Origin of the sequence: Corynebacterium ulceribovis DSM 45146 (assembly GCF_000372445.1) — a bacterium.
GTDB lineage: Bacteria > Actinomycetota > Actinomycetes > Mycobacteriales > Mycobacteriaceae > Corynebacterium > Corynebacterium ulceribovis.
This window is the reverse complement of record NZ_AQUY01000001.1, coordinates 917,117-937,673: the sequence shown is the minus strand read 5'-3', so window position 1 is coordinate 937,673 and position 20,557 is coordinate 917,117. Positions and strand designations below refer to the sequence as shown.

19 protein-coding genes are annotated in these 20,557 nt (G+C 58.6%); 8 read left to right on the top strand and 11 right to left on the bottom strand.

The genetic code is table 11. The features are described 5' to 3' along the window. Positions 1-16: 16 nt before the first annotated feature. From A3EC_RS0104340 to aspS, 10 genes are all read right to left on the bottom strand, one after another. Positions 17-529, bottom strand: coding sequence for a shikimate kinase (locus A3EC_RS0104340; RefSeq protein WP_018023949.1), 513 nt, complete (start codon positions 527-529; stop codon positions 17-19). Further along, positions 526-1,722 carry a chorismate synthase gene (gene aroC / locus A3EC_RS0104335; protein WP_018023948.1) on the bottom strand — a complete coding sequence of 399 codons (1,197 nt, stop codon included), beginning with the start codon at positions 1,720-1,722 and terminating at the stop codon, positions 526-528. Before aroC ends, A3EC_RS0104340 begins: the two co-directional genes overlap by 4 nt. A 37-nt stretch (positions 1,723-1,759) precedes the next feature. Beyond that, entirely contained in the window at positions 1,760-2,269 is a 510-nt protein-coding gene (locus A3EC_RS0104330; protein ID WP_018023947.1) for a prepilin peptidase, read from the bottom strand. A gap of 36 nt (positions 2,270-2,305) precedes the next feature. Beyond that, the gene (locus tag A3EC_RS0104325) at positions 2,306-3,202 is read right to left on the bottom strand and encodes a shikimate dehydrogenase (RefSeq protein ID WP_018023946.1); all 897 of its coding nucleotides are present in this window, start codon (positions 3,200-3,202) and stop codon (positions 2,306-2,308) included. Positions 3,203-3,226: 24 nt separating this feature from the next. Next, complete coding sequence (mltG, locus tag A3EC_RS0104320; RefSeq protein WP_018023945.1) at positions 3,227-4,381, bottom strand: endolytic transglycosylase MltG; 1,155 nt, start codon at positions 4,379-4,381, stop codon at positions 3,227-3,229. Between the two features lie 111 nt (positions 4,382-4,492). Next, entirely contained in the window at positions 4,493-5,017 is a 525-nt protein-coding gene (gene ruvX, locus A3EC_RS0104315) for a Holliday junction resolvase RuvX (protein WP_018023944.1), read from the bottom strand. Between the two features lie 3 nt (positions 5,018-5,020). Further along, positions 5,021-7,693 carry an alanine--tRNA ligase gene (gene alaS / locus A3EC_RS0104310; protein WP_018023943.1) on the bottom strand — a complete coding sequence of 891 codons (2,673 nt, stop codon included), beginning with the start codon at positions 7,691-7,693 and terminating at the stop codon, positions 5,021-5,023. A 100-nt stretch (positions 7,694-7,793) separates the two neighbouring features. Beyond that, complete coding sequence (locus A3EC_RS0104305; protein ID WP_018023942.1) at positions 7,794-9,164, bottom strand: replication-associated recombination protein A; 1,371 nt, start codon at positions 9,162-9,164, stop codon at positions 7,794-7,796. A gap of 2 nt (positions 9,165-9,166) precedes the next feature. After that, on the bottom strand, positions 9,167-10,375 hold the full coding sequence (locus tag A3EC_RS0104300) for a phosphotransferase family protein (protein WP_018023941.1): 1,209 nt from the start codon (positions 10,373-10,375) through the stop codon (positions 9,167-9,169). A 45-nt stretch (positions 10,376-10,420) separates the two neighbouring features. Beyond that, positions 10,421-12,238, bottom strand: coding sequence for an aspartate--tRNA ligase (gene aspS, locus A3EC_RS0104295; RefSeq protein WP_018023940.1), 1,818 nt, complete (start codon positions 12,236-12,238; stop codon positions 10,421-10,423). Between the two features lie 116 nt (positions 12,239-12,354). On the opposite strand from aspS, the gene ypfJ reads away from it, so the two are divergent. Both ypfJ and A3EC_RS11315 read left to right on the top strand, forming a co-directional pair. Continuing rightward, a complete protein-coding gene (ypfJ, locus tag A3EC_RS0104290; RefSeq protein ID WP_018023939.1) occupies positions 12,355-13,212 on the top strand; it encodes a KPN_02809 family neutral zinc metallopeptidase in 858 nt (285 codons plus the stop codon). A gap of 81 nt (positions 13,213-13,293) precedes the next feature. Then, a complete protein-coding gene (locus tag A3EC_RS11315) occupies positions 13,294-14,178 on the top strand; it encodes an HNH endonuclease family protein (protein ID WP_342661859.1) in 885 nt (294 codons plus the stop codon). Between the two features lie 47 nt (positions 14,179-14,225). Here A3EC_RS11315 and A3EC_RS0104280 read toward each other — a convergent pair whose 3' ends face one another. After that, on the bottom strand, positions 14,226-15,182 hold the full coding sequence (locus tag A3EC_RS0104280; RefSeq protein WP_245532928.1) for a hydrogen peroxide-inducible genes activator: 957 nt from the start codon (positions 15,180-15,182) through the stop codon (positions 14,226-14,228). Positions 15,183-15,330: 148 nt separating this feature from the next. Between A3EC_RS0104280 and A3EC_RS0104275 the strand changes: the two genes are divergently transcribed. The 6 genes from A3EC_RS0104275 (at position 15,331) to A3EC_RS0104250 (ending at position 20,541) form a co-directional block, all read left to right on the top strand. After that, positions 15,331-15,927: a peroxiredoxin gene (locus tag A3EC_RS0104275; protein WP_018023936.1), complete on the top strand. Its 597-nt coding sequence runs from the start codon at positions 15,331-15,333 to the stop codon at positions 15,925-15,927. Between the two features lie 3 nt (positions 15,928-15,930). Then, complete coding sequence (gene ahpD / locus A3EC_RS0104270; RefSeq protein WP_018023935.1) at positions 15,931-16,455, top strand: alkylhydroperoxidase, AhpD family; 525 nt, start codon at positions 15,931-15,933, stop codon at positions 16,453-16,455. A gap of 477 nt (positions 16,456-16,932) precedes the next feature. After that, a complete protein-coding gene (gene trhO, locus A3EC_RS0104265) occupies positions 16,933-17,853 on the top strand; it encodes an oxygen-dependent tRNA uridine(34) hydroxylase TrhO (RefSeq protein ID WP_018023934.1) in 921 nt (306 codons plus the stop codon). Between the two features lie 27 nt (positions 17,854-17,880). After that, positions 17,881-18,621, top strand: a complete 741-nt coding sequence (locus tag A3EC_RS0104260) for a CBS domain-containing protein (protein WP_018023933.1) — start codon at positions 17,881-17,883, stop codon at positions 18,619-18,621. Positions 18,622-18,725: 104 nt separating this feature from the next. Further along, positions 18,726-19,841: a CE1758 family FMN-dependent luciferase-like monooxygenase gene (locus A3EC_RS0104255; RefSeq protein ID WP_018023932.1), complete on the top strand. Its 1,116-nt coding sequence runs from the start codon at positions 18,726-18,728 to the stop codon at positions 19,839-19,841. Between the two features lie 31 nt (positions 19,842-19,872). After that, positions 19,873-20,541, top strand: coding sequence for an FMN reductase (locus A3EC_RS0104250; RefSeq protein WP_018023931.1), 669 nt, complete (start codon positions 19,873-19,875; stop codon positions 20,539-20,541). Positions 20,542-20,557 lie beyond the last annotated feature (16 nt).

Genomic DNA, 20,557 nt, shown 5'->3' with positions numbered 1-20,557 from the left:
TCCTTTAACGGGGTTGTTACTGCACTTCCAGGAAACCGAGGATGTCCGCAACCACCCGCTGAGGTGGGCGTTCATCAGAGCGAACCCGATAGGTCGCTACTTCGTCGTAAAGCGGGGACCGGGCGTCGAGCATCGCTTGGTAGGTTTTGCGGCGGTCATCGCCATCAAGCAGCGGCCGGTCCGCGGCTCCGGAGGTTCGACGGAGGCCTTCGTCGGCAGACACCTCAATCGATACGACGGTGTGTTCTTCCAGCAGGTGCCGGGTTGCTTCCGATAGCACTGCCCCGCCGCCCAAGCTCACAATGCCTGGGTGGGTTAATGCTTCGGCGACTACTCGCTCTTCCACTTCCCGAAAGGCGGCTTCGCCTCGGTCGCGGATGATGTTGCCGCATGCGCTGCCTTCTTGCAGCTCGATCATCGTGTCGGTGTCGGTCAATGGCACGTTAAGTGCGCGGGCCAAGCGGCGACCGATGGTTGACTTTCCGGCGCCCGGTGGACCAACTAGCACCAGAATCGGGCCGTCACTCACGAGTTCTCCTCCCACCGCAGCCGCTGAGAAATCTGCTGCAGATATCCAGAAACATTACGCTTCATTTCGGTGATTGAGTCGCCACCGAACTTCTCGACTACGACTTCTGCCAGCGCCAGTGCCACCATTGCTTCGGCAACCACACCGCCGGCTGGGACGGCGCATACATCCGACCGCTGGTGGATCGCGGTCGCTGCAGCGCCCGAAGCCATGTCAATGGTTTTCAGCGCGCGTGGCACCGTCGATATAGGCTTCATCGCAGCTCGCACCACCAATGTTTCACCGTTGGTCATGCCGCCTTCGAGCCCACCGGCCCGATTCGACAGCCGTTCGATGCCTTGGTCACCAAGAATCATTTCATCGTGGGCCTCAGAGCCGCGGCGGCGTGCCTCTTCAAAACCATCGCCGATTTCCACGCCCTTCACCGACTGAATCGACATCACGGCCTGCGCTAGTCGGCCATCCAGTCGAGTGGTGCCGGATACGTGGCTACCCAAACCAACTGGCAGTCCGTGGACCACCACTTCAATGATTCCGCCGAGGGTGTCACCGGACTTCTTTGCCGATTCAATTTCGGCAATCATCGATTTTTCCGCCGCCTTGCTGTAGGCGCGCACCGGCGATTCATCGATAGCAGGCAGGTCGGCGATGGTCGGCAGGTCGCCGTCGAAGGTTTCCGACCGTCCGATTGAGACGACATGGCTCAGCACTTCTACCCCGAGCACTTCACGCAGCAGGTTGCGGGCGACAGTTCCGGCGGCGACGCGCGCTGCGGTTTCTCGGGCGCTGGAGCGTTCCAGCACGTTCCGGGCGTCGTCGAAGTCGTACTTCAGCATGCCGTTGAAGTCGGCGTGTCCTGGCCGTGGGCGCGTCAAGGTGGCGCCGCGGCCAGAGTCGAGTTCTGCTTCATCAACGGGGTCGGCGGACATGACGGTGGTCCACTTTGGCCACTCGGTGTTGCCAATCATGATGGCGATCGGCGAGCCCAAGGTTTTGCCGTGCCGGAATCCACCGAGGAAGGTCAGTTCGTCGGTTTCGAACTTCATGCGTGCGCCGCGGCCATAGCCGAGTCGACGACGAGCCAATTGCTCCGACACTTCTTCGCGGGTTAGGTTCAGCCCGGAAGGGGCACCTTCAACCATCGCAATGAGTGCTTGACCGTGAGATTCACCAGCAGTAGTCCATCGAAACATGGCCCCATTGTTCCATGCTTCACACTTTGTCGACGCACTAGACCCAGGTAACTCCGAGCAGCAGCGCCGCACAGGTGCCAATGAGCATTCCGGGACCGTGCGGAATACGGCGGGAGGAGCTTATTGACGATAGCGACCCAGATCGGGTTCGTGCCCGCGCAGCCAGCACAATTCCCGCCATTCCGGTGCAGACACCAGCGGCAATCACAGCAACAAACCAACCGAGAGCGCCGCCAGCTACCGCTGCTATGCCTCCGACGGTTGCGGCGAGTTTTATATCCCCGCCGCCGTAAGAGTGTGGCGTCACGAGAGCAGCTCCCACGTACAGCAGCCACCATAATGTGGCGCCGAGAAGTGCGGCGCCAAAGTGGCCGGTCATCAGCGCCCACATCAACATGATGGGGATTGCTGGCAAGGTCAGGCTGTCAGGTAGTCGGCGTTGGGTGAGGTCAAAATAGCTGAGCGAAACACCCCAAACGGTAAACACCGTTGCGGCGATAATGACGAAGAGCTGGTCGTAGGCAGTGGAATAGTTGTCGACGAACATTTTCGCTCCCCCTTCCAAGCGGGGAGCCTAGTTGTTCTATCCCAACAGTGCGCGGCGCATTGCCTCTCGCGGAGCTGGCCTGTGAGTAAACTGCTCAAACTGACCAAACGCTTGATGAAGCAGCATCGACAAGCCGCCAACAGCGGAGTGTCCATGAGTTTGCGCCGCCGTGAACAGCGGCGTTGGCCACGGGTCATAGATTACGTCGACGATTCGCGGTGCCAGCGCAAGAATTTGCGCATAATTCATCTCCGAACCATCAGCCACGGAACATACAGGTTCCAGTGCCGCTGATGGCACCGTGGAGACAAGTGCGTCTGCTGCGGCGCAAATTTCCGCGAGTCGCTGCCCGCCTTCGTCAAAAAGCACCAATTCGAAGGTCATGCCACACTGTTCGGCGAGGTTTTTGACAGCCAAACCGCGGTCGCTGCGCGCAATGACGGTGAGATGACGGATGCCGAGCTCGGAAAGGGCCCAAATGGCAGGGCGTGCTGTGCCACCGGCTCCGACCACCACGGCACGCCCGCCAGCGAGGACGCCCGCGGTCGCACCAGCTTCCGCCAGTGCCCCAACGACGCCATCGCAGTCGGTGTTATCGGCGCGCCAACGGCCCTGGCCAAGGTTAACCAATGTGTTTGCAGAGCCGATTGCAGCGGCGCGGTCAGTGGTCTCGTCCGCGTAGGCCAGCGCAGCGAACTTACCGGGCATGGTGACCGAAAAACCGGAGAACTCTGCACCACGAGCATCGACAAGTTCAGGAAGCTGCTCAGCGGTGCACCGAATCTTCTCGTAGTGCCACCCGGCAAGCCCTGCCGCTTCGTACCCAGCATTATGCAGAATCGGTGAGCGAGAATGTTCAACTGGATCACCAAGTACCGCGGCACGTTGTGGCCCAGCCGATGCGGACGCAGATGCAAACATCGATGCAGACATGCAAGCCCCTCTTTTCCCTAGTGGTTAGCGACCGGAGTCCAACACACCGTTGTCGATAGACTCGCGAGTTGCTTCCTGGTGGGCGTCAAAGTCACGGTTGAACACGGTGCGGCCGTCCTTATCGACGGTGACGAAGAAGAGCCAGTCACCCTTCGCCGGGTGTTCCATTGCCAGCAACGCCTCTTGGCTTGGCGAAGCGATTGGGGTCGCAGGCAGTCCGTCCTTAGCGTAGGTGTTCCACGGAGTCTTTCGACCACGGTCCTCGTCGGTGGTAGCTACCTCAACTTCGGACAGGTCATAGTTCACCGTCGAGTCGAACTCCAAGCGCATTGGCTCAGCCAGGCGGTTCAAAATGACTCGGCCCACCTTATCGAAATCGCCTGCTGGTGCTTCCCGCTCCACCAGAGACGCGGCGGTAATCAGCTCATACGGTGTGAGCTTCACTGCCTTAGCCTGACGCAGCAAACCAGTTTCTTCATACGCCTGCACCGACGTGGCGACCAGCTTCTGCAGGATCTGTGCTGGTGCCAACGATGGGTCAAAGGAGTGAATACCAGGTCGAATCAGACCTTCGAGACGCTTGGCATCACCCTTGTGCTCAGAAACCACCTTCATGGCCCATTCCGGCACACCAAGCTCTGCGGCAGGAGTCGTTGCGGCTGCATCCATGAACTCCTGCGGCTGTTTACAGGTGTCTTGGTCTTTACAGGTTGACTGCGAGAGCAACGTGTAGATACCGAAGCGGGTGTCACCGCCGACAACCTTCACGTCCTGCAGGGTCAAACCGTTAGGGATATCAACTACTCCGGCGCGACCTTCGCCATCGAGCAGGGCTTCCACTGCCGACTCGGCGGACATTTCCTCTTCGAGGCGGTAGAAACCCGGCTGGAGGCTCGCGGTATTGGTGGTTGACACCGCTGCCGACTGGAATGCAGCGTCGGAAGCCACCACATTCTTCTCCACCAGCATTGGGCCGAGTTGAGACAAGGAGCTGCCGTCAGCCACTTCGATGAGTACCGCGGTTCCGTTGCCAGTGCCTTCATAGTCTTCCGGCCCGACGTTATTCCACGCGTTCACCACGTTACGGACTCCGATGCCAATGACACCTGCAATGAGAAGGAGGAAAACAATAATGAGTGCGGCCGCGGTTTGCCGGCGCCGACGGTAGACGCGCCCCATCCGTCGACGGGGTGCGCGCCGCGGTCCGGTGGACGCTGGTCTCCGGGAACGGGGTGTGCTCATACACTTCCTTTGCAGTCGGCGGGCCGGCAATTCGGCCTAACCGAATTGTTACATTTCTGTCACTCTAGCAATGGTGGCGCGCCGTTGGTCCAACCAACTCTGCAAAATCTCTACCGCTGCAGCCTGATCGATAATTGCCCGCCCCGCTTTGGTCGACACTCCGGAGGCATGCAAAGCCGCTTGCGCCGACACCGTGGTGAGTCTTTCATCGGCCCATCGCAGTGCCGGTTGTGGCCTTTCCGTGCGTTGCTTCAACCGACGATTAATACGAAAACCCAGTTCAGCGGCAACTTTAATGGAACTAGAATCGCCGCCCGAAAGTGTGCGCGGCAACCCAATAATGACTTCTACGGCGTCGTATTCGTCAATAAGCTCCAATAGACGGTCGATATCGGCACCATCCGGGTCTTTTCGCTTAGTGACGGCGCGGACGGTTTCTACCGGAGTTGCCAAAATGCAGTCGGGGTCCGAGACCGCGACCCCAATACGAACAGTGCCAACATCCAGACCGAGCCGGCGGCCACGACCGGGATCATCGGCGCCGGGACGGTCAGGCTGTGGAACTTTAGCCATTGGTTACTTCGCAGCCAGCTCGTCGACTACTGCTGCGACCGCAGCGTCCCAGCCAGCGGTGTTGCTGCCGGAACCTTGAGCCATAGCTGGCTTGCCGCCACCGCGGCCATCAACGTACTGCCCCATCGACTTGACCAAGTCGCCTGCCTTGACTCCAGCTTCGCCAGCAAGCTTGGTGACTGCGACCAAGTACGGAAGCTTCTCTGCCCCCTTAATGGACAGCAGAACCACAGCCTTGCGGTCGCGGACGCGGTTAGCGATATCGGTGGCCAAGCCGCGCATGTCGTTCGAATTGACGGAATCCGGCAGTTGAGCCGTGATGACATCGAAGTCGCCTGCTGTGCGTGCATCCTTGATGAAGGTGTCCGCTTGAGCGAGCAGCTGCTGCGCACGCAGGTCTGCTAGCTCCTTTTCTGCCTGCTTCAACTTATCGGTCAGTGCCGCGATGCGATCTGGCAGTTCCTCCGAAGGTGCCTTCATTGAGGCCGCAAGACCCGCGGCTAGGGCGCGTTCCTTCGACAGGTAGTTGAAGGAATCCAAGCCGGAGTACGCCTCAATGCGGCGGATGCCGGAACCGACGGAAGATTCACCCAGCACCGCAATTGGGCCAATCTGAGAAGAGTGGCTGACGTGGGTACCGCCACAGAGCTCCATCGAGAATGGGCCACCGATTTCCACTACGCGCACCTGATCGCCGTAGTTTTCACCAAACAGCGCCATGGCGCCCATAGCTTTAGCTTCATCCAGGGAAGTCTCAATGGTGTTGACGGCGTAGTCAGCATCCACTGCGCTGTTGGCGATGCTCTCGATTTCACGCAGCTGTTCTGGGGTCAGACCCGCACCGAAAGTGAAGTCGAAGCGCAAGTAGCCCGGCTTATTCAACGAACCAGCCTGCACTGCAGTCTTGCCGAGCACTTCGCGCAGTGCAGCGTGAATCAAGTGCGTGCCCGAGTGCGCTTGGCGGGCAGCATGCCGCCAATCCTTATCCACAGCAGCAATAACATCTGCGCCAACCGCCAGTTCACCTTCGGCGACAGTACCGCGGTGCACCCACAGCTTCTTGCCGATGCGCTGAACATCATCAATATTGACTAGGACACCATCTGAAGTGGTGAACTTACCGCGGTCAGCCATCTGACCACCAGCCTCGGCGTACATCGGCGACTGATCGACGATCACTTCAACGCTTTGGCCCGGGGTAACAGCATTGACCAACTGTCCATCGGACACGAGCCCGAGCACCTTCGCTTCGTCAACAAGCTCAGTGAAACCGGTAAACCGCGTTGGGTGCTCATCAACGAATTCGCGGTACACATTCAAGTCTGCGTGCGCCATCTTCTTCGCACGGCTGTCGGCCTTGGCGCGCTCGCGCTGTTCAGCCATTAGTGACTTGAAGCCAGCGCGGTCGACGGTTAGGCCACGTTCAGCAGCCATCTCCAGTGTCAGGTCGATTGGGAAACCGTAGGTGTCGTGCAGTGCGAAGGCAGATTCGCCCGAGAGCACTTTGCCGCCGCCGGAGAGCACATCGCTGGCTGCGGACTCGAATAGGCGGCTACCCGATTCCAAGGTCTTGAGGAACGCCTTTTCCTCGTTGACAGCGGTGGTGCGGATGCGATCGAAGCTCTCAGTGATCTCCGGGTACGAAGGGGTCATGGTGTCGCGGACTGTGTCCATCAGTGCGCCGATGGTATCGCCAGTGGCGCCAAGCAGGCGGGCCGAGCGGATGATACGGCGCAGCAAACGGCGAAGAATGTAGCCGCGGCCTTCGTTACCTGGCGTGACACCATCCAGAATCAGCATCAGCGCAGTGCGGGAGTGGTCAGCGATCACGCGGAAGCGAATATCAGCGTTAGCGTCGGCGTTCTTATCGCCGTACTTAGCACCGGTCAGCTTTTCGGCGGTTTCGATGACTGGACGCAGCAAGTCGGTTTCGTAAACGTTCTCCACGCCTTGCAGCAGGAAAGCAACGCGTTCGATGCCCATGCCGGTGTCAATGTTCTTCTTCGGCAGATCGCCGAGGATTTCAAAGGAGTCTTTGCCGGTACCTTCGCCGCGTTCCTTCTCCATGAACACGAGGTTCCAGATTTCGATGTAGCGGTCTTCGTCGGCGACTGGGCCGCCTTCAACGCCGTAGTCTGGGCCGCGGTCGTAGAAGATTTCCGAGCATGGGCCACATGGGCCAGGCACCCCCATCGACCAGTAGTTGTCAGCCATATCGCGACGCTGAATGCGTTCTTCTGGGATACCGACGACGTCGCGCCAGATACCGAAAGCTTCGTCGTCATCAAGGTAGACGGTCACCCAGAGCAGTTCTGGGTCAATGCCAAAGCCGCCCTCTTCCAAGCTGCCGGTGAGCAATGCCCACGCGTGCTTGATGGCGCCTTCCTTGAAGTAGTTACCGAAGGAGAAGTTACCCGCCATTTGGAAGAAGGTGTTGTGGCGGGTGGTGATGCCCACTTCTTCAATGTCCAAGGTGCGGACGCACTTCTGGATGGAGGTCGCGGTGCTGAAATCTGGGGTCTGCTGACCCAAGAAGTATGGTTTGAACGGCACCATGCCTGCGTTGACGAATAGCAGGTTCGGGTCGTCGAGAATCAGAGAGGCGCTTGGCACTTCGGTGTGGCCATTGTTGGTGAAGTGCTCTAGGAAACGCTTCCTAATCTCATGGGTTTGCACGTTGGTCAACCTCGCAACTTGATGATGGGGATAGTCGAGGTGACAGTCTACTCCCCCGCGCCGCAGAGGTGTAGCGCAGGTCAATGCTTCTTGCGGCGGCCTACTTCTTTTTGACGATGCCGCGGATAATTCGACGCAAATTCCCCAAGTGTTCGCCCATACCGCGTTCGCGACCATGTTGGGTTGGTCGGTAATAAACTCGGTCGGCTAACTCATCCGGAATGTACTGCTGCTGCAACACTCCGCGTGGGTCATCATGTGGGTACTGGTAGCCGATGGCATTGCCGATCTTCTTCGCTCCGGAATAGTGCCCGTCTCGCAGGTGTGCTGGCACTTGGAGGTTGCCGCCCTTATTGACATCAGCGAGGGCTTCGCCAATCGCACGGTAGGAAGCGTTCGATTTCGGGGATGTCGCAAGGTGAACTACGGCCTGGGCCAATGGAATCCGGCCTTCTGGCATCCCGATGTATTGCACTGCATCGGCGGCGGCGACGGCGGTTTGCAACGCCGACGGGTCGGCCATGCCGATGTCTTCTGATGCGGCGATGATGAGCCGTCGTGCGATGAACCGCGGGTCTTCGCCACCGACAATCATGCGGGCAAGGTAGTGCAGCGCAGCATCAACGTCACTGCCTCGAATCGACTTAATCAGCGCGGATGCGATGTCGTAGTGCTGGTCGCCATCTCGGTCGTAGCGGGCAGCCACTTGATTGACGCTGGCTTCAACATCAGCAACGGTGATTTCACCTTGGCCATCTTTCGACTCAGCGGCTGCCTCGAGATAGGTCAGCGACCTGCGGGCATCGCCACCAGCCATGGCAACAATGTGGTCCCGTGCTTCGTCGGTAAGGGTGATCTTTCCGTCAAAGCCACGCGGATCGGAGGCAGCGCGGGCGACGACATTGGCAATATCGTCGTCAGTGAGTTGTTCCAGTTTGAGGAGCAACGACCGCGATAGCAACGGCCCGACCACGCTGAAACTTGGGTTCTCCGTGGTGGCCGCAACTAGCAGAACGGTGCGGTTTTCCACTGCTGCGAGGAGCGCGTCTTGCTGAGTTTTCGAGAAGCGATGGACTTCGTCGATGAACAGCACAGTTGGAATGCCGGCTGTTGCCAACCTGCGACGCGCCGCTGTAATGACCGCACGAAGCTCCTTCACCCCAGAGCTCAGCGCAGAGAGCGCTTCAAAGTGGCGGCCGGTGGAGGCAGAAATAAGGCTTGCCAGCGTGGTTTTGCCGGTGCCTGGCGGGCCGAACAGGATGACCGAACTGTCCCCGGCTCCCTCGATGAGTCGTCGCAGGGGTGTGCCTGGACCGAGGAGGTGCTGCTGCCCTACCACTTCATCAATGGTCCGAGGTCGCATCCGTACCGCGAGCGGGGCGTGTTCGCCGGGGTGGAAATAGCGTTCCGCAGAGTTTTCTGATGCAGCGTCGTCACTGCCGGGTGCGTCAAAAAGCCCTGGTTCGGTCATAGTTACTCTCTAGCTTCCAAATACGCCACCACTCGGCTGGCGAATTCAGTGATGACTTGGTGCCGTTGTTCCGAGCCCTTTTCTGCAAAGGTAGCCAGGGCCTGGAAGGTATCCATCAAGTCGATGCGTTGGTCTTCCTGGTCCAAACTGTGGGCGTCCACAAAATTGTCGATGTCCACCGGTGGCACACCCTTGGTGTACTGCGCCGCATGTGGGCTTCCGAACGCTGCCACGGTGACGGAGATTAGGCTCCAACCGACCAAAGCAGTCAGCACTCGTTCATGCAGCCGCTGGTCATCGTCGACTCCTGGCCAGACGCCTCGCAGATCCGAGCGCCAAGCGTTTAGGAAGTCTTGAGCTTCATCATCTGTGAGGGGTTCGGCCTCCAAATACTGCGGAAAGCCGGCCAAAACAGCTGCGACATCGAAGGTGACGTCGCGGAATCCGGCCCATTCGTAGTCGAGGAAGTGTACCCGGCTGGAAAAGACGATGTTGTCTGGCGACAAGTCAAAGGGGGTAAAGGCACGATGACGGCCCTTAACCAGTCGGCGCTGCGCATTTTCGGCGTAGTGCATGAACTCGACCGGAATGTCCAGGTTAGTCTCTTGCAGCAGTTGCAAGCCAACCCCGACGCCATTAGCAATCGTGTGGTCGGCGGATACATGCGACTCTGCAGGCAAGTCCAACTTGGTGTGCATCCGATTGGTCAACGTACGCATCGACTGCTCGGAGTCGAAGGTTCCGGCGTGCACGCGACCCAAGGCATGGCCCAGCAGGTTCAGGGCACGTCGACGAGCATCAACGTTGCCCGAAGCGAAAATGTCCGCGAAGTTGTCGCCGTCGCCGATATCGGAGATGACGAGAATTCGGCGGTTGATGTCGTAGGCCAGCAGCATCGGGCCTGGACGGACATCTTCAGGAAGTGTGGTTGTGTACTGGTAAGCGACCACTTCGCGGACGAAAGACATGGTCAAACCATCGCCTTCATCCGCAGGTAGCTGCTTGATTACTACTGACCGGTCCGCGAGGAACGGGTTCGGTGCCACCCGGACCCGTACGACGAGGGAGCGGCCAGAACCGCCCAGATCAACTGGTTCGAATAGTTCTGGTTCGCCGCCAAGGCGGGCGCCAAGGAGATTGGCGGCCGCTACCACAACATCGTCGATGTTGAGCAGGCCAGATTCTTCAGTGTTGTGGGGCGATTCTGTCACGGTGCTTCAGCATACGCAGCCGAGGGCTGCGCGCGCTTTCCTTACTTACTTTTTCGGGGCTTCAGTCTTGCCGGAGTTGGTGGCAGCTGTCTTTGGCTTGGCGTCGATGCCGGACTCCTTGCGCTGCTGCGCGGTAATAGGCGCAGGCGCATCGGTCAGTGGATCGACACCGCCGCCAGACTTCGGGAAGGCAATGACTTCGCGGATGGAAGCTTCCCCGGCAAGCAGTGAGGTGATGCGGTCCCAGCCGAAGGCGATGCCGCCGTGCGGTGGTGCACCGAAGGCAAAGGCGTCGAGCAGGAAGCCGAACTTCTCCTGAGCTTCCTCATTGTCAATGCCCATGACCTTGAACACGCGTTCCTGAACGTCCCGCTGGTGGATACGGATGGAGCCACCACCAATTTCGTTGCCGTTGCAGACGATGTCGTAGGCGTAAGCCAATGCCTCACCAGGGTTGGTGTCAAAGGAGTCCAAGTGTTCTGGCTTCGGCGAGGTGAATGCGTGGTGCACGGCGGTCCATGCGGAGTTGCCCAGTGCGACGTCGCCGGATGCGGTGGCGTCGGCTGCTGGTTCAAACATTGGAGCGTCGACAACCCAGGTGAAGGCCCAGTCGCCTTCCTTGATGAGGCCCAGCTTGTTGGCGATTTCGCCGCGGGCTGCGCCGAGCAGCGCACGGGAGCTCTTGGTGTCTCCAGCTGCGAAGAAGATGCAGTCGCCTGGCTTGGCGCCCACGTGTGCGGCGATGCCGGCACGTTCTTCTTCGGTGATGTTCTTGGCCACTGGGCCGCCGAGTTCGCCGTTTTCGTCGACGAGGATGTATGCCAGTCCCTTTGCGCCGCGTTGACGAGCCCAATCCTGCCAAGCATCCAGCTGGCGGCGAGGCTGGTCCGCGCCGCCTTCCATCACTACGGCACCGACGTATTCGTTCTGGAATACACGGAAAGTGGTGTCTTTGAAGAACTCGGTGCACTCGGTGATTTCAATATCGAAGCGCAGGTCCGGCTTGTCGGAGCCGTATCGACGCATAGCGTCGGCGTAGGTCATGCGCGGAATCGGGGTGGAGATTTCGTAGCCGATCTCCTGCCACAGTGCTTTGAGGATGTCTTCGGCCAGGGCGATGACATCTTCCTGGTCAACGAAGGACATTTCGATGTCCAGCTGGGTGAATTCTGGCTGGCGGTCTGCGCGGAAGTCCTCATCGCGGTAGCAACGCGCGATCTGGTAGTAGCGCTCCATGCCGGCAACCATCAGCAGCTGCTTGAACAGCTGTGGTGACTGTGGCAGTGCGTAGAAAGAACCTGGGCGCAGACGTGCTGGCACCAGGAAGTCGCGGGCGCCTTCTGGGGTCGAGCGAGTCAGCGTTGGGGTTTCGATTTCGGTGAAGTCATGGTTGTCCAAGACCTTGCGGGCAGCGCGGTTGAGCTTAGAGCGCAGGCGCAGAGCGTTTGCTGGGCGTTCGCGGCGCAGGTCCAGGTAGCGGTACTTCAGTCGGGCCTCTTCGCCTACTTCGTTGTCCGAGGACTGGTCATCCAACTGGAAAGGCAGTGCGGCGGATTCGTTGAGAATCTTCAAATCGGTGACGTTGACTTCTACGTCGCCGGATGCCAGGTTCGGGTTTTCGGAACCTTCTGGGCGCTTTTCTACGACACCAGTGACCTCGATGCAGTATTCCGAGCGTAGGCGGTGGGCCTGTTCCGCAACCTCGGACTCGCGGAACACTACCTGGGCAAGGCCGCTGCGGTCACGCAGGTCGATGAAGATCACTCCACCGTGGTCACGGCGGCGCGCCACCCAACCATTAAGGGTAACGGTGTGGCCAGCCTGTTCGGCCCGGAGCTGCCCGGCAAGATGAGTACGCGGCACGAGGGTTCCTTCCTGTAGGAGAGGCGTTGAGCAATGCCTATGCAGTCTACCCGCCCGTTTGAACACATATGACTTTGGGCAGTACTGACGGGGCTTGGCATGGCAATATATTAGGTATGACATTCAAATCAGGTATTGAAAAGGGTGGCGACCGCGCGCGCCGCACCGGTGGCGGTGGTGGTATCGCAATCGGCGGCGGTATCGGTGGTCTGCTGCTGGTTGGCCTTTTCGTGCTGCTCGGCGGTGACCCATCGATATTGCAGGGCGGCGGCCAGGAAGAATTGCCACAAGGCAGCAGTCAGTGCAACACCTCCGATGATGCCAACAAGTCCTCCGACTGCCGTGTTGAGTTCACTGCGATTTCGGTGGACCGAGTGTGGCAGGAGCAGCTGGAACGTCAGTCGGGTGTGAAATACACCGAGCCTGGCTTGAACATTTTCACGAATTCCACTCGCTCGGGTTGTGGCATCGCTTCTTCGTCAACCGGCCCGTTCTACTGTCCTGCTGACCAATCTGCCTACTTCGACGTGTCTTTCTTCGACATGTTGGCGAAGCTTGGTGGTTCCGACGGTCCGCTGGCGCAGGAATATGTGGTCGCCCATGAGTTTGGACACCACATCCAGAAGTTGGAGGGCACACTCGGTCGTTCCAATTACAACCAGCCGGGTCCAGAGTCCGATGCGGTGAAGATTGAGCTCCAAGCAGACTGCTACGCCGGAATGTGGGCACATTTCGCCGACGATGGCGAAAATGCCCTGCTGGAGCAGCTGACTGATGCTCAGGTTCAGCAGGCTTTGGATACCGCTATGGCCATTGGTGACGACACCATCCAGCAACACCAAGGTGGCGAAGTGAAGCCGGACTTGTGGACCCACGGCTCCGGTAAGCAGCGCAAGCAGGCCTTTTTGACTGGGTATCAGCATGGCTCGATGAAGAAGTGTGACTACTTGGAGCGCGGGGTCTACAAGTACTAGGGGACGCACCACCCCTAATACGATCAGGTGTTCGGGCCAGATTATTTGCTGTCTGACCGGTGTGTCATACTTTCCATTATTGTGACTGCCCCACTCTTTTCCCTGCGTAACACCCTTCGCATCCTCGCCGCGGGATGCGCCGCATTGGTGTTCACTGCCTGCGCCCCAATTTCCGATCCGGCCCCGTCGCCGACGTCAGAATCAGCTGCCACTGCGAGCGACGATTCCAATACGTCAACAAGCGAAAGCCTAGGTTCTAACCTCGGTGACTTGGATAGCTTCGGTAACCGCCTTGATGCCGACCCAAGCCGAGACGCGGAGCCGGAGCAACCGGACGGTGCCGACTATCCGGAACTCACCGGCACATCCGATAGTGACATTGCGCAGCCAGCGTCCCAGGTACGGCCGCTGCTTGCTCAGCTGCAAGTGAAAGGGCGCGCCCCGAAAACTGGGTACAGCCGCGACTTCTTCGGTCAGGCGTGGACTGATGACGTCACGGTGGAGTTCGGACATAACGGCTGCGACACTCGCAATGACATTCTTCGCCGTGACCTGACAAATATTGAGATCAAGCCGAATACGAATGACTGCGTTGCGAAAAGTGGCACGCTCATTGACCCGTATTCCGGAAAAGAGATTGCGTTCGTACGTGGCCCGCGCTCATCGGAGGTTCAAATTGACCATGTGGTGCCGCTGGCTGATGCCTACCAAAAAGGTGCGCAAGGCTGGGATGAGCAAAAGCGCAAAGACTTTGCCAATGATCCGCTGAATCTGTTGGCTGTCGATGGTCCGCTGAATCAGAAGAAGGGCGCTGGTGACGCTGCTACCTGGCTGCCGCCTGCAAAGAGCTACCGCTGTCTTTACGCCACTCGCCTAGTTTTGGTGAAGGCGAAGTACGATGTGTGGGTGACCCAGGCAGAGCATGACGCGCTGAGCCGACAGTTGGACACCTGCGCGGAACAGTAGCTGGGCCGAAAACCGATGGGCGAAGCAATAGCTGCGCGGAGCGGTGCCTAAGCCTCGAGCTGGCCTTCCTCTAGCGCCAACTGCCATGCCTTGCGGACTACCTCACCGAAACGGGCCAGTTCCTCATCGAGCCCAAAGTTAGCCCGGTAGTAAAGCGACACTGTGCGCTGCGGACGCTGCTCGGCGGCAAACCGCGCGAAGCTAACCCCATCGCGACTGCCCTCAAATGCGATCGCAGACGCGGGCAACAACGTCGTGCCCAATCCGCCAGCGACGCAGTACACCAATGTCGACAAGCTAGCCGTGCGCGTATCCGTATTTTGCGCCTGCTCCTCGGCGCGCGCTGTCCGGCATACCTCTAACACTTGGTCACGCAAACAGTGGCCTTCGTCCAACAGCAGCAAATCCAACTCGCGCAGCTCCGAGGTCGGAACATCCTGGCGCCCCTCCAGCTCATGCTCCGACGGCAATAGCAGATAAAACTCTTCGTCGTATAAGTCGATGCGGGTCAAACCCTTGTTCGCAACGGGTGGAGACATCAGCGCAATGTCAATGTCGCCGGCTGCGAGGGCGTCAACCAGATGGGCGGTGCGGTCCTCCATAATGCGCGGTTCCAAATCTGGAAACTCATGCTGCAACATCACCCATAGCTGCGGAAGAATATACGGCGCGATAGTAGGAATGACGCCGATCGTCAGTGGACCAGCAAGCGTGCCACCGAAACGCCGCGCCTGCCCAATAAAAGACTCGGTGGCTGTAAGAACATCGTTGGCATACGGCAACAGCGCCTGGCCGACTGCAGTGAGCATCACTTTGCGGGTGGAACGCTCAACGAGCTGATATCCCAAACCTTCTTCCAAGCTGGCAAGCGCCTGCGACAACGACGGCTGAGAGATGCCGAGCTTCGCAGCGGCCTCTCGGAAATGGCCGTGGGCGGCAATTGCGGTGAAGGCGCGGAGTTGAGGTAATGAGGGCCGGAAATCTTGATAAGTATTAGCTATCACAGTGACCAGTATAAATTAGGCAAACCTCTTGCCGGAAGTCGGAGTTTTCCTTAGGCTTAGAACCAGAACGCGGCAGAGAGTTCCGATTCTGAAACTTCTCAACCGAAAGCTGCGTCCCAGTACCCGCACCATCACAAGGAGTTTTTACATGGCTTTGCTCACTGTTGGCGACAAATTCCCAGAGTTCAACCTGACCGCACTCAAGGGCGGCAACCTGCGTGACGTGAACGCAGCGCAGCCGGAAGACTACTTCGTCAACGTCGCACACGACGCTTTCCCAGGCAAGTGGCTGGTCGTCTTCTTCTACCCGAAGGACTTCACCTTCGTCTGCCCAACCGAAATCGCTGCTTTCGGCAAGCTGAACGAAGAGTTCGAAGACCGCGACACCGTCATTCTGGGTGGTTCCGGTGACAACGAGTTCTCTCACTTCAACTGGCGCGCAACCAACGAAGAACTGCTGGACGTCCCATTCCCAATGTTCTCCGACATCCGCCACGACCTGATGCGCGAACTGGGCGTGGAAAACGCAGACGGCGTTGCAGACCGTGCAACCTTCATCGTTGACCCAGACGGCATCATCCAGTTCGTGTCCGTCACCCCTGACGCTGTCGGCCGCAACGTTGACGAAGTGCTGCGCGTTTTGGACGCACTGCAGTCTGAAGAAGTGTGCGCTTGCAACTGGCAGGCAAACGACCCAACCAAGGTCATCAACAAGATGGACGTTCTGTCCGAGGAGCTGAAGTAACACATGTCGATTGAAAACCTGCGCTCTGGTCTTCCTGAGTACGCCAAGGACCAGAAGCTGAACCTGGGTTCCCTGACCCGCTCCACCGAACTGTCGGAGCAGCAGCTGTGGGGCACCCTGCTAGCCTGCGCTGCAGCCACCCGCAACGACACCGTGCTGGCTGAAGTTTCCGAGGAAGCCAAGGAGCACCTGTCTGAGGAAGCATTCGAAGCTGCTCTTGGCGCTGCAACCGTGATGGCCATGAACAACGTGGCCTACCGCGCGAAGCACTTCCTGGGCGACGACTTTGCCAACGTCAAGTTCGGTCTGCGGATGAACATCATCGGCAAGCCGGGCGTTGAAAAGGCTGACTTCGAACTGTGGTCGATGGCTGTCTCTACCATCAACGGCTGCGAAAACTGCGTCACCGCGCACGACAAGGTGGTTCGTGAAGAAGGCCTGACCAAGGAACAGGTCTGGGAAGCAGTCAAGGTTGCTGCTGTTATCCAGGCTGTTGCTCAGGCAGTACAGATTGAAGCCGCTCGCTAAGCATTAGCTTTTTGACGGTTACAAAACGCCGCTCTCCCCTACCGGAGAGCGGCGTTTGCGATCGGTGCCATCAATATCACCTGTTCTGAGCAGCTTTCTGGACAGCGTCGGCCAGGCTTTCGAAGGTCACTATGGCCGTCCCATGCGTTGGTGTTAGCGGACCAGCTGGTGGCTTCACGCACACCAAATGACGGACGCGAGTACGTGGATTGCCGCCATGACTGCAGGTACGCGGCAGACTTTACCTCCGCCTTGAAGCCGTTGGAGCCCATCGCCAGAAATCAAGCAGTGTCCCCTTCGGCTCGCCGTTGCCACCAATGACAGGTTCGGAACCAGTCTTCTGAGTAGGCACTACCGGCGGTGCGGGGACAAGGGGATCGTTCATGAAACAACTGTATATCTCCGTGCAGTACGGGCAACCTGCGAGCACTGTCAGCTATTAGGCTGCGGCGCAGCTGGCGACTAGGATCGGAAAGCGTGCAGCAACTGAGCAAAATCCTTCTCTACTACAAGTTTCTCCCCATCGCTGACCCGAAGGCAGTGATGTTGTGGCAGCGGGAATTGTGCGAACGCCACGGTCTGCGCGGCCGCATCTTGATTTCCGAACACGGCATTAACGGCACGGTCGGCGGCGACATCAACTCCTGCAAGGCTTATATCAAGGCGTGCCGGGAGTACTTCGGCAAGATGGAGTTCAAGTGGTCCGAGGGCGGGGCGGAAGATTTCCCACGCTTGTCGGTGAAGGTGCGCGATGAGATTGTTGCCTTCGGCGCATTGGGTGAGCTGAAAGTTAACGAACACGGTGTCATGGACGGCGGCGTGCATCTGAAACCAGAGCAAGTGAACCAGCTGGTGGAAGAACGCGGCGACGACGTGGTCTTCTTCGATGGCCGCAATGCGATGGAAGCGCAGATCGGCAAGTTCAAAAATGCCATTGTGCCGGATGTGGAAACCACCCACGACTTCATCAAGGAGTTGGAGTCCGGAAAGTATGACGATTTGAAGGATAAGCCGGTTATCTCGTACTGCACCGGCGGTATTCGCTGCGAAATCCTCTCGGCGCTCATGAAGAACCGCGGTTTCAAAGAGGTCTACCAAATTGATGGCGGCATCGTCCGCTACGGCGAGAAGTTCGGCAACAAAGGGCTGTGGGAAGGCTCGCTGTATGTCTTTGACCGCCGGATGCATATGGAGTTCGGCGAGGGCACCGAGGACCCCGATTATGTGCAGCTCGGCCACTGCGTCCACTGCGGCGCCGAGACCAACAACTTTGTCAACTGCACCAACCTGGCTTGCCGCAAGCAGACCTTGGTCTGTGAGGAATGCGCCAAAGTCCCCGAAAATCGCCACTGTGGTGATGCCGACTGCTTGCAAGTTGTCATGAGCACCGCGAGTTAGCTGCCGCTTCCCACTAGTGTGGGAAGTATGACCTCCGCCGAGTACTCCGCTCCAAACCGTGCCATCGAGTTCATTGCTGTGTTCAATGACATCGAAGCTCATATGCGCAAGGAATTGCAGGCGCGGCCGACGGACAGTTTCAAGTGGATGGTCGGCCTGTTTCTGAAGAAGAACTGGATTAACGAGCACCAAGCAAATCAGCTGCGTGCCTATTCTGACCTGCGCAATGCCATTAGCCACGGCCGCTACCGAAACGGCCAGCCGATTGCAGAACCGCTCCCCGAGACCGTTGCAGAAATCACCGCTCTTCGGGGCTTATTGACAGATCCACCAACCGCGATGGACTTATTGGGCAAGCAGGACGTGATTGTGATGCGCCCAGATGAGTCGATTCATCGGGCGCTGAGGATCATGCGGAAGACTCCCATTTCACAGTTCCCGGTCTATGACGGAAAGAAATACGTGGCGTTGCTGACCACGAACACCATTGCGCGCTGGGTCGCAGCTGATTTAGACGATAATGACCACCTGGATGCCCGCGCTATTTCGGATGTGCTCGACTATGCCGAACGCGGCGATCATGCGGTGTTTTTGCCCGCGGATGCGACTGGCTTTGAAGTCATTGAGACGTTGACCACCCCAAGTAGGCGCAATCGCATTCCACGCACGGTCATTTTGACCGAGTCCGGCGACGCTGATGGTGAGCCGGTGCGGGTAATTGGTGGTGGCGACTTGATTCGCCTCATTGATGCGCTCGAACTGTATTAAGACCGAAATGGTGCGCGTTAAGGCGGGCTTTGGGAATAGACCCCAAGGGCTCGAGGTTGTACGATATGGAAATTAGATGACACGTCAACAAACTAGGAGTTCTCGTGCAATTCGGCATCTTTACCATCGGTGATGTCACCACCGACCCAACCACTGGCACTACCCCAACTGAGGCAGAACGCATCCAGGCCATGACTGCCATGGCACTGAAAGCCGAAGAAGCCGGCCTCGACGTTTTCGCCACCGGCGAACACCACAATCCGCCATTTGTGCCCTCCTCGCCGACCACCCATTTGGCCTATATTGCGGCGAAGACCGAGAACCTCATTCTGTCGACCTCGACTACCCTCATCACCACCAACGACCCAGTCAACCTCGCGGAGCACTACGCCTTCCTGCAGCATCTTGCCGAAGGTCGCATGGATCTGATGATGGGCCGCGGCAATACCGGCCCGGTCTACCCTTGGTTCGGTAAAGACATCCGCCAAGGCATCCCACTGGCCATCGAAAACTACCACCTGCTTCGTCGTCTGTGGCGAGAAGAGGTCGTCAACTGGTCGGGCAAATTCCGCACTCCACTGCAGGGCTATACCTCTACCCCGATGCCACTCGATGGTGTGCCACCGTTTGTCTGGCATGGTTCCATCCGTTCCACCGAAATCGCCGAGCAGGCCGCCTACTATGGCGACGGCTTCTTCCACAACAACATCTTCTGGAATAAGGAACACACCGCGAAGATGGTCAACCTCTACCGTCGTCGCTACGAGCATTACGGACACGGCCAGGCTGACCAAGCAATTGTGGGCCTGGGCGGTCAGATCTTCATCGGCGAGACCGAAGAAGCAGCTAAGAAGTTCTTCCGACCATACTTCGATAATGCCCCGGTCTATGGCCATGGACCGTCACTGGAGGAGTTCGAGGAGCTCACTCCGCTGACCGTCGGCACCGTTGATCAGGTCGTTGACCGCACGTTGCAGTTTGCCGACTGGGTGGGCGACTACCAGCGTCAACTCTTCCTCATTGACCACGCTGGCCTACCGCTAGAGGTTGTGCTGGAGCAGATTGAAATCCTGGGCACCCAAGTTGTTCCAGAGCTGCGCCGCCGCTTCGAGGATCGCCGCCCAGAACACGTCCCATCCAATCCACCTACCCACCAGTTCCTGGCTGAGCACCGCGACCTACCGCACTTCCAGGTCCAGCCAGCGGCTACTGGAAAGTAGCTGTCCGAACACCGCATAGAAAGGAGCCATCATGCGACAACTCACCGTCATATCGGCGGGTCTTGGCACCCCATCATCGACCCGAAACCTAGCTAACCAATTGGCGCAAGCCACCACCGCTGCCGTCACCGCGCGCGGCGAGGAACTCAGCATCACCCACATTGAGCTCCGCGACCTCGCGGTCGACTTGGCAAACGCCATGACCGGCGGTGGTTTAGGTAGTAAGAAGCTTGATGACGCTAAACGAAGCGTTTCTCAAGCCGACGGCATGATCGTGGTGACGCCAGTATTCGCAGCAAGCTATTCCGGGCTGTTCAAGATGTTCTTCGACACCCTCGATCCGGATGCCATCAATGGCATGCCAGTGCTGATTGCTGCGACTGCCGGGACAGAGCGCCACTCCCTCGTACTCGACTTTGCGCTGCGGCCACTGTTTAGCTACCTGCGTGCAGTCGTGCTACCTACCGGTGTGTTTGCCGCTACTGCGGACTTCAGCTCGACGGAGCTTGCCGGCCGCGTTGCGCGCGCCGCGAGCGAATTGGCGCAGCAACTAGTCAGTGAAACCGGCGCCGTCGGCGGCCTGTCCGGTATTGGTGCTGATGGTTCCCCGGTGTTGACCCGCCAACGTAAAAATGGCGTCGACCCCGAAGAAGAAGTCACGCCATTTTCCCAGCTCCTCGCTGGCCATGACGGTCACTAAGCGCACATGCCTAGTC

Excerpts from the sequence above, each read along its gene's own strand:
- A3EC_RS0104325 (WP_018023946.1), bottom strand. The coding sequence starts at position 3,202 with ATGTCTGCATCGATGTTTGCATCTGCGTCCGCATCGGCTGGGCCACAA.
- ruvX (WP_018023944.1), bottom strand. The coding sequence starts at position 5,017 with ATGGCTAAAGTTCCACAGCCTGACCGTCCCGGCGCCGATGATCCCGGT.
- ahpD (WP_018023935.1), top strand. The coding sequence starts at position 15,931 with ATGTCGATTGAAAACCTGCGCTCTGGTCTTCCTGAGTACGCCAAGGAC.
- aroC (WP_018023948.1), bottom strand. The coding sequence starts at position 1,722 with ATGTTTCGATGGACTACTGCTGGTGAATCTCACGGTCAAGCACTCATT.
- A3EC_RS0104330 (WP_018023947.1), bottom strand. The coding sequence starts at position 2,269 with ATGTTCGTCGACAACTATTCCACTGCCTACGACCAGCTCTTCGTCATT.
- ypfJ (WP_018023939.1), top strand. The coding sequence starts at position 12,355 with ATGACATTCAAATCAGGTATTGAAAAGGGTGGCGACCGCGCGCGCCGC.
- A3EC_RS0104260 (WP_018023933.1), top strand. The coding sequence starts at position 17,881 with ATGACCTCCGCCGAGTACTCCGCTCCAAACCGTGCCATCGAGTTCATT.
- A3EC_RS0104275 (WP_018023936.1), top strand. The coding sequence starts at position 15,331 with ATGGCTTTGCTCACTGTTGGCGACAAATTCCCAGAGTTCAACCTGACC.
- mltG (WP_018023945.1), bottom strand. The coding sequence starts at position 4,381 with ATGGGGCGCGTCTACCGTCGGCGCCGGCAAACCGCGGCCGCACTCATT.
- A3EC_RS0104305 (WP_018023942.1), bottom strand. The coding sequence starts at position 9,164 with ATGACCGAACCAGGGCTTTTTGACGCACCCGGCAGTGACGACGCTGCA.
- A3EC_RS0104250 (WP_018023931.1), top strand. The coding sequence starts at position 19,873 with ATGCGACAACTCACCGTCATATCGGCGGGTCTTGGCACCCCATCATCG.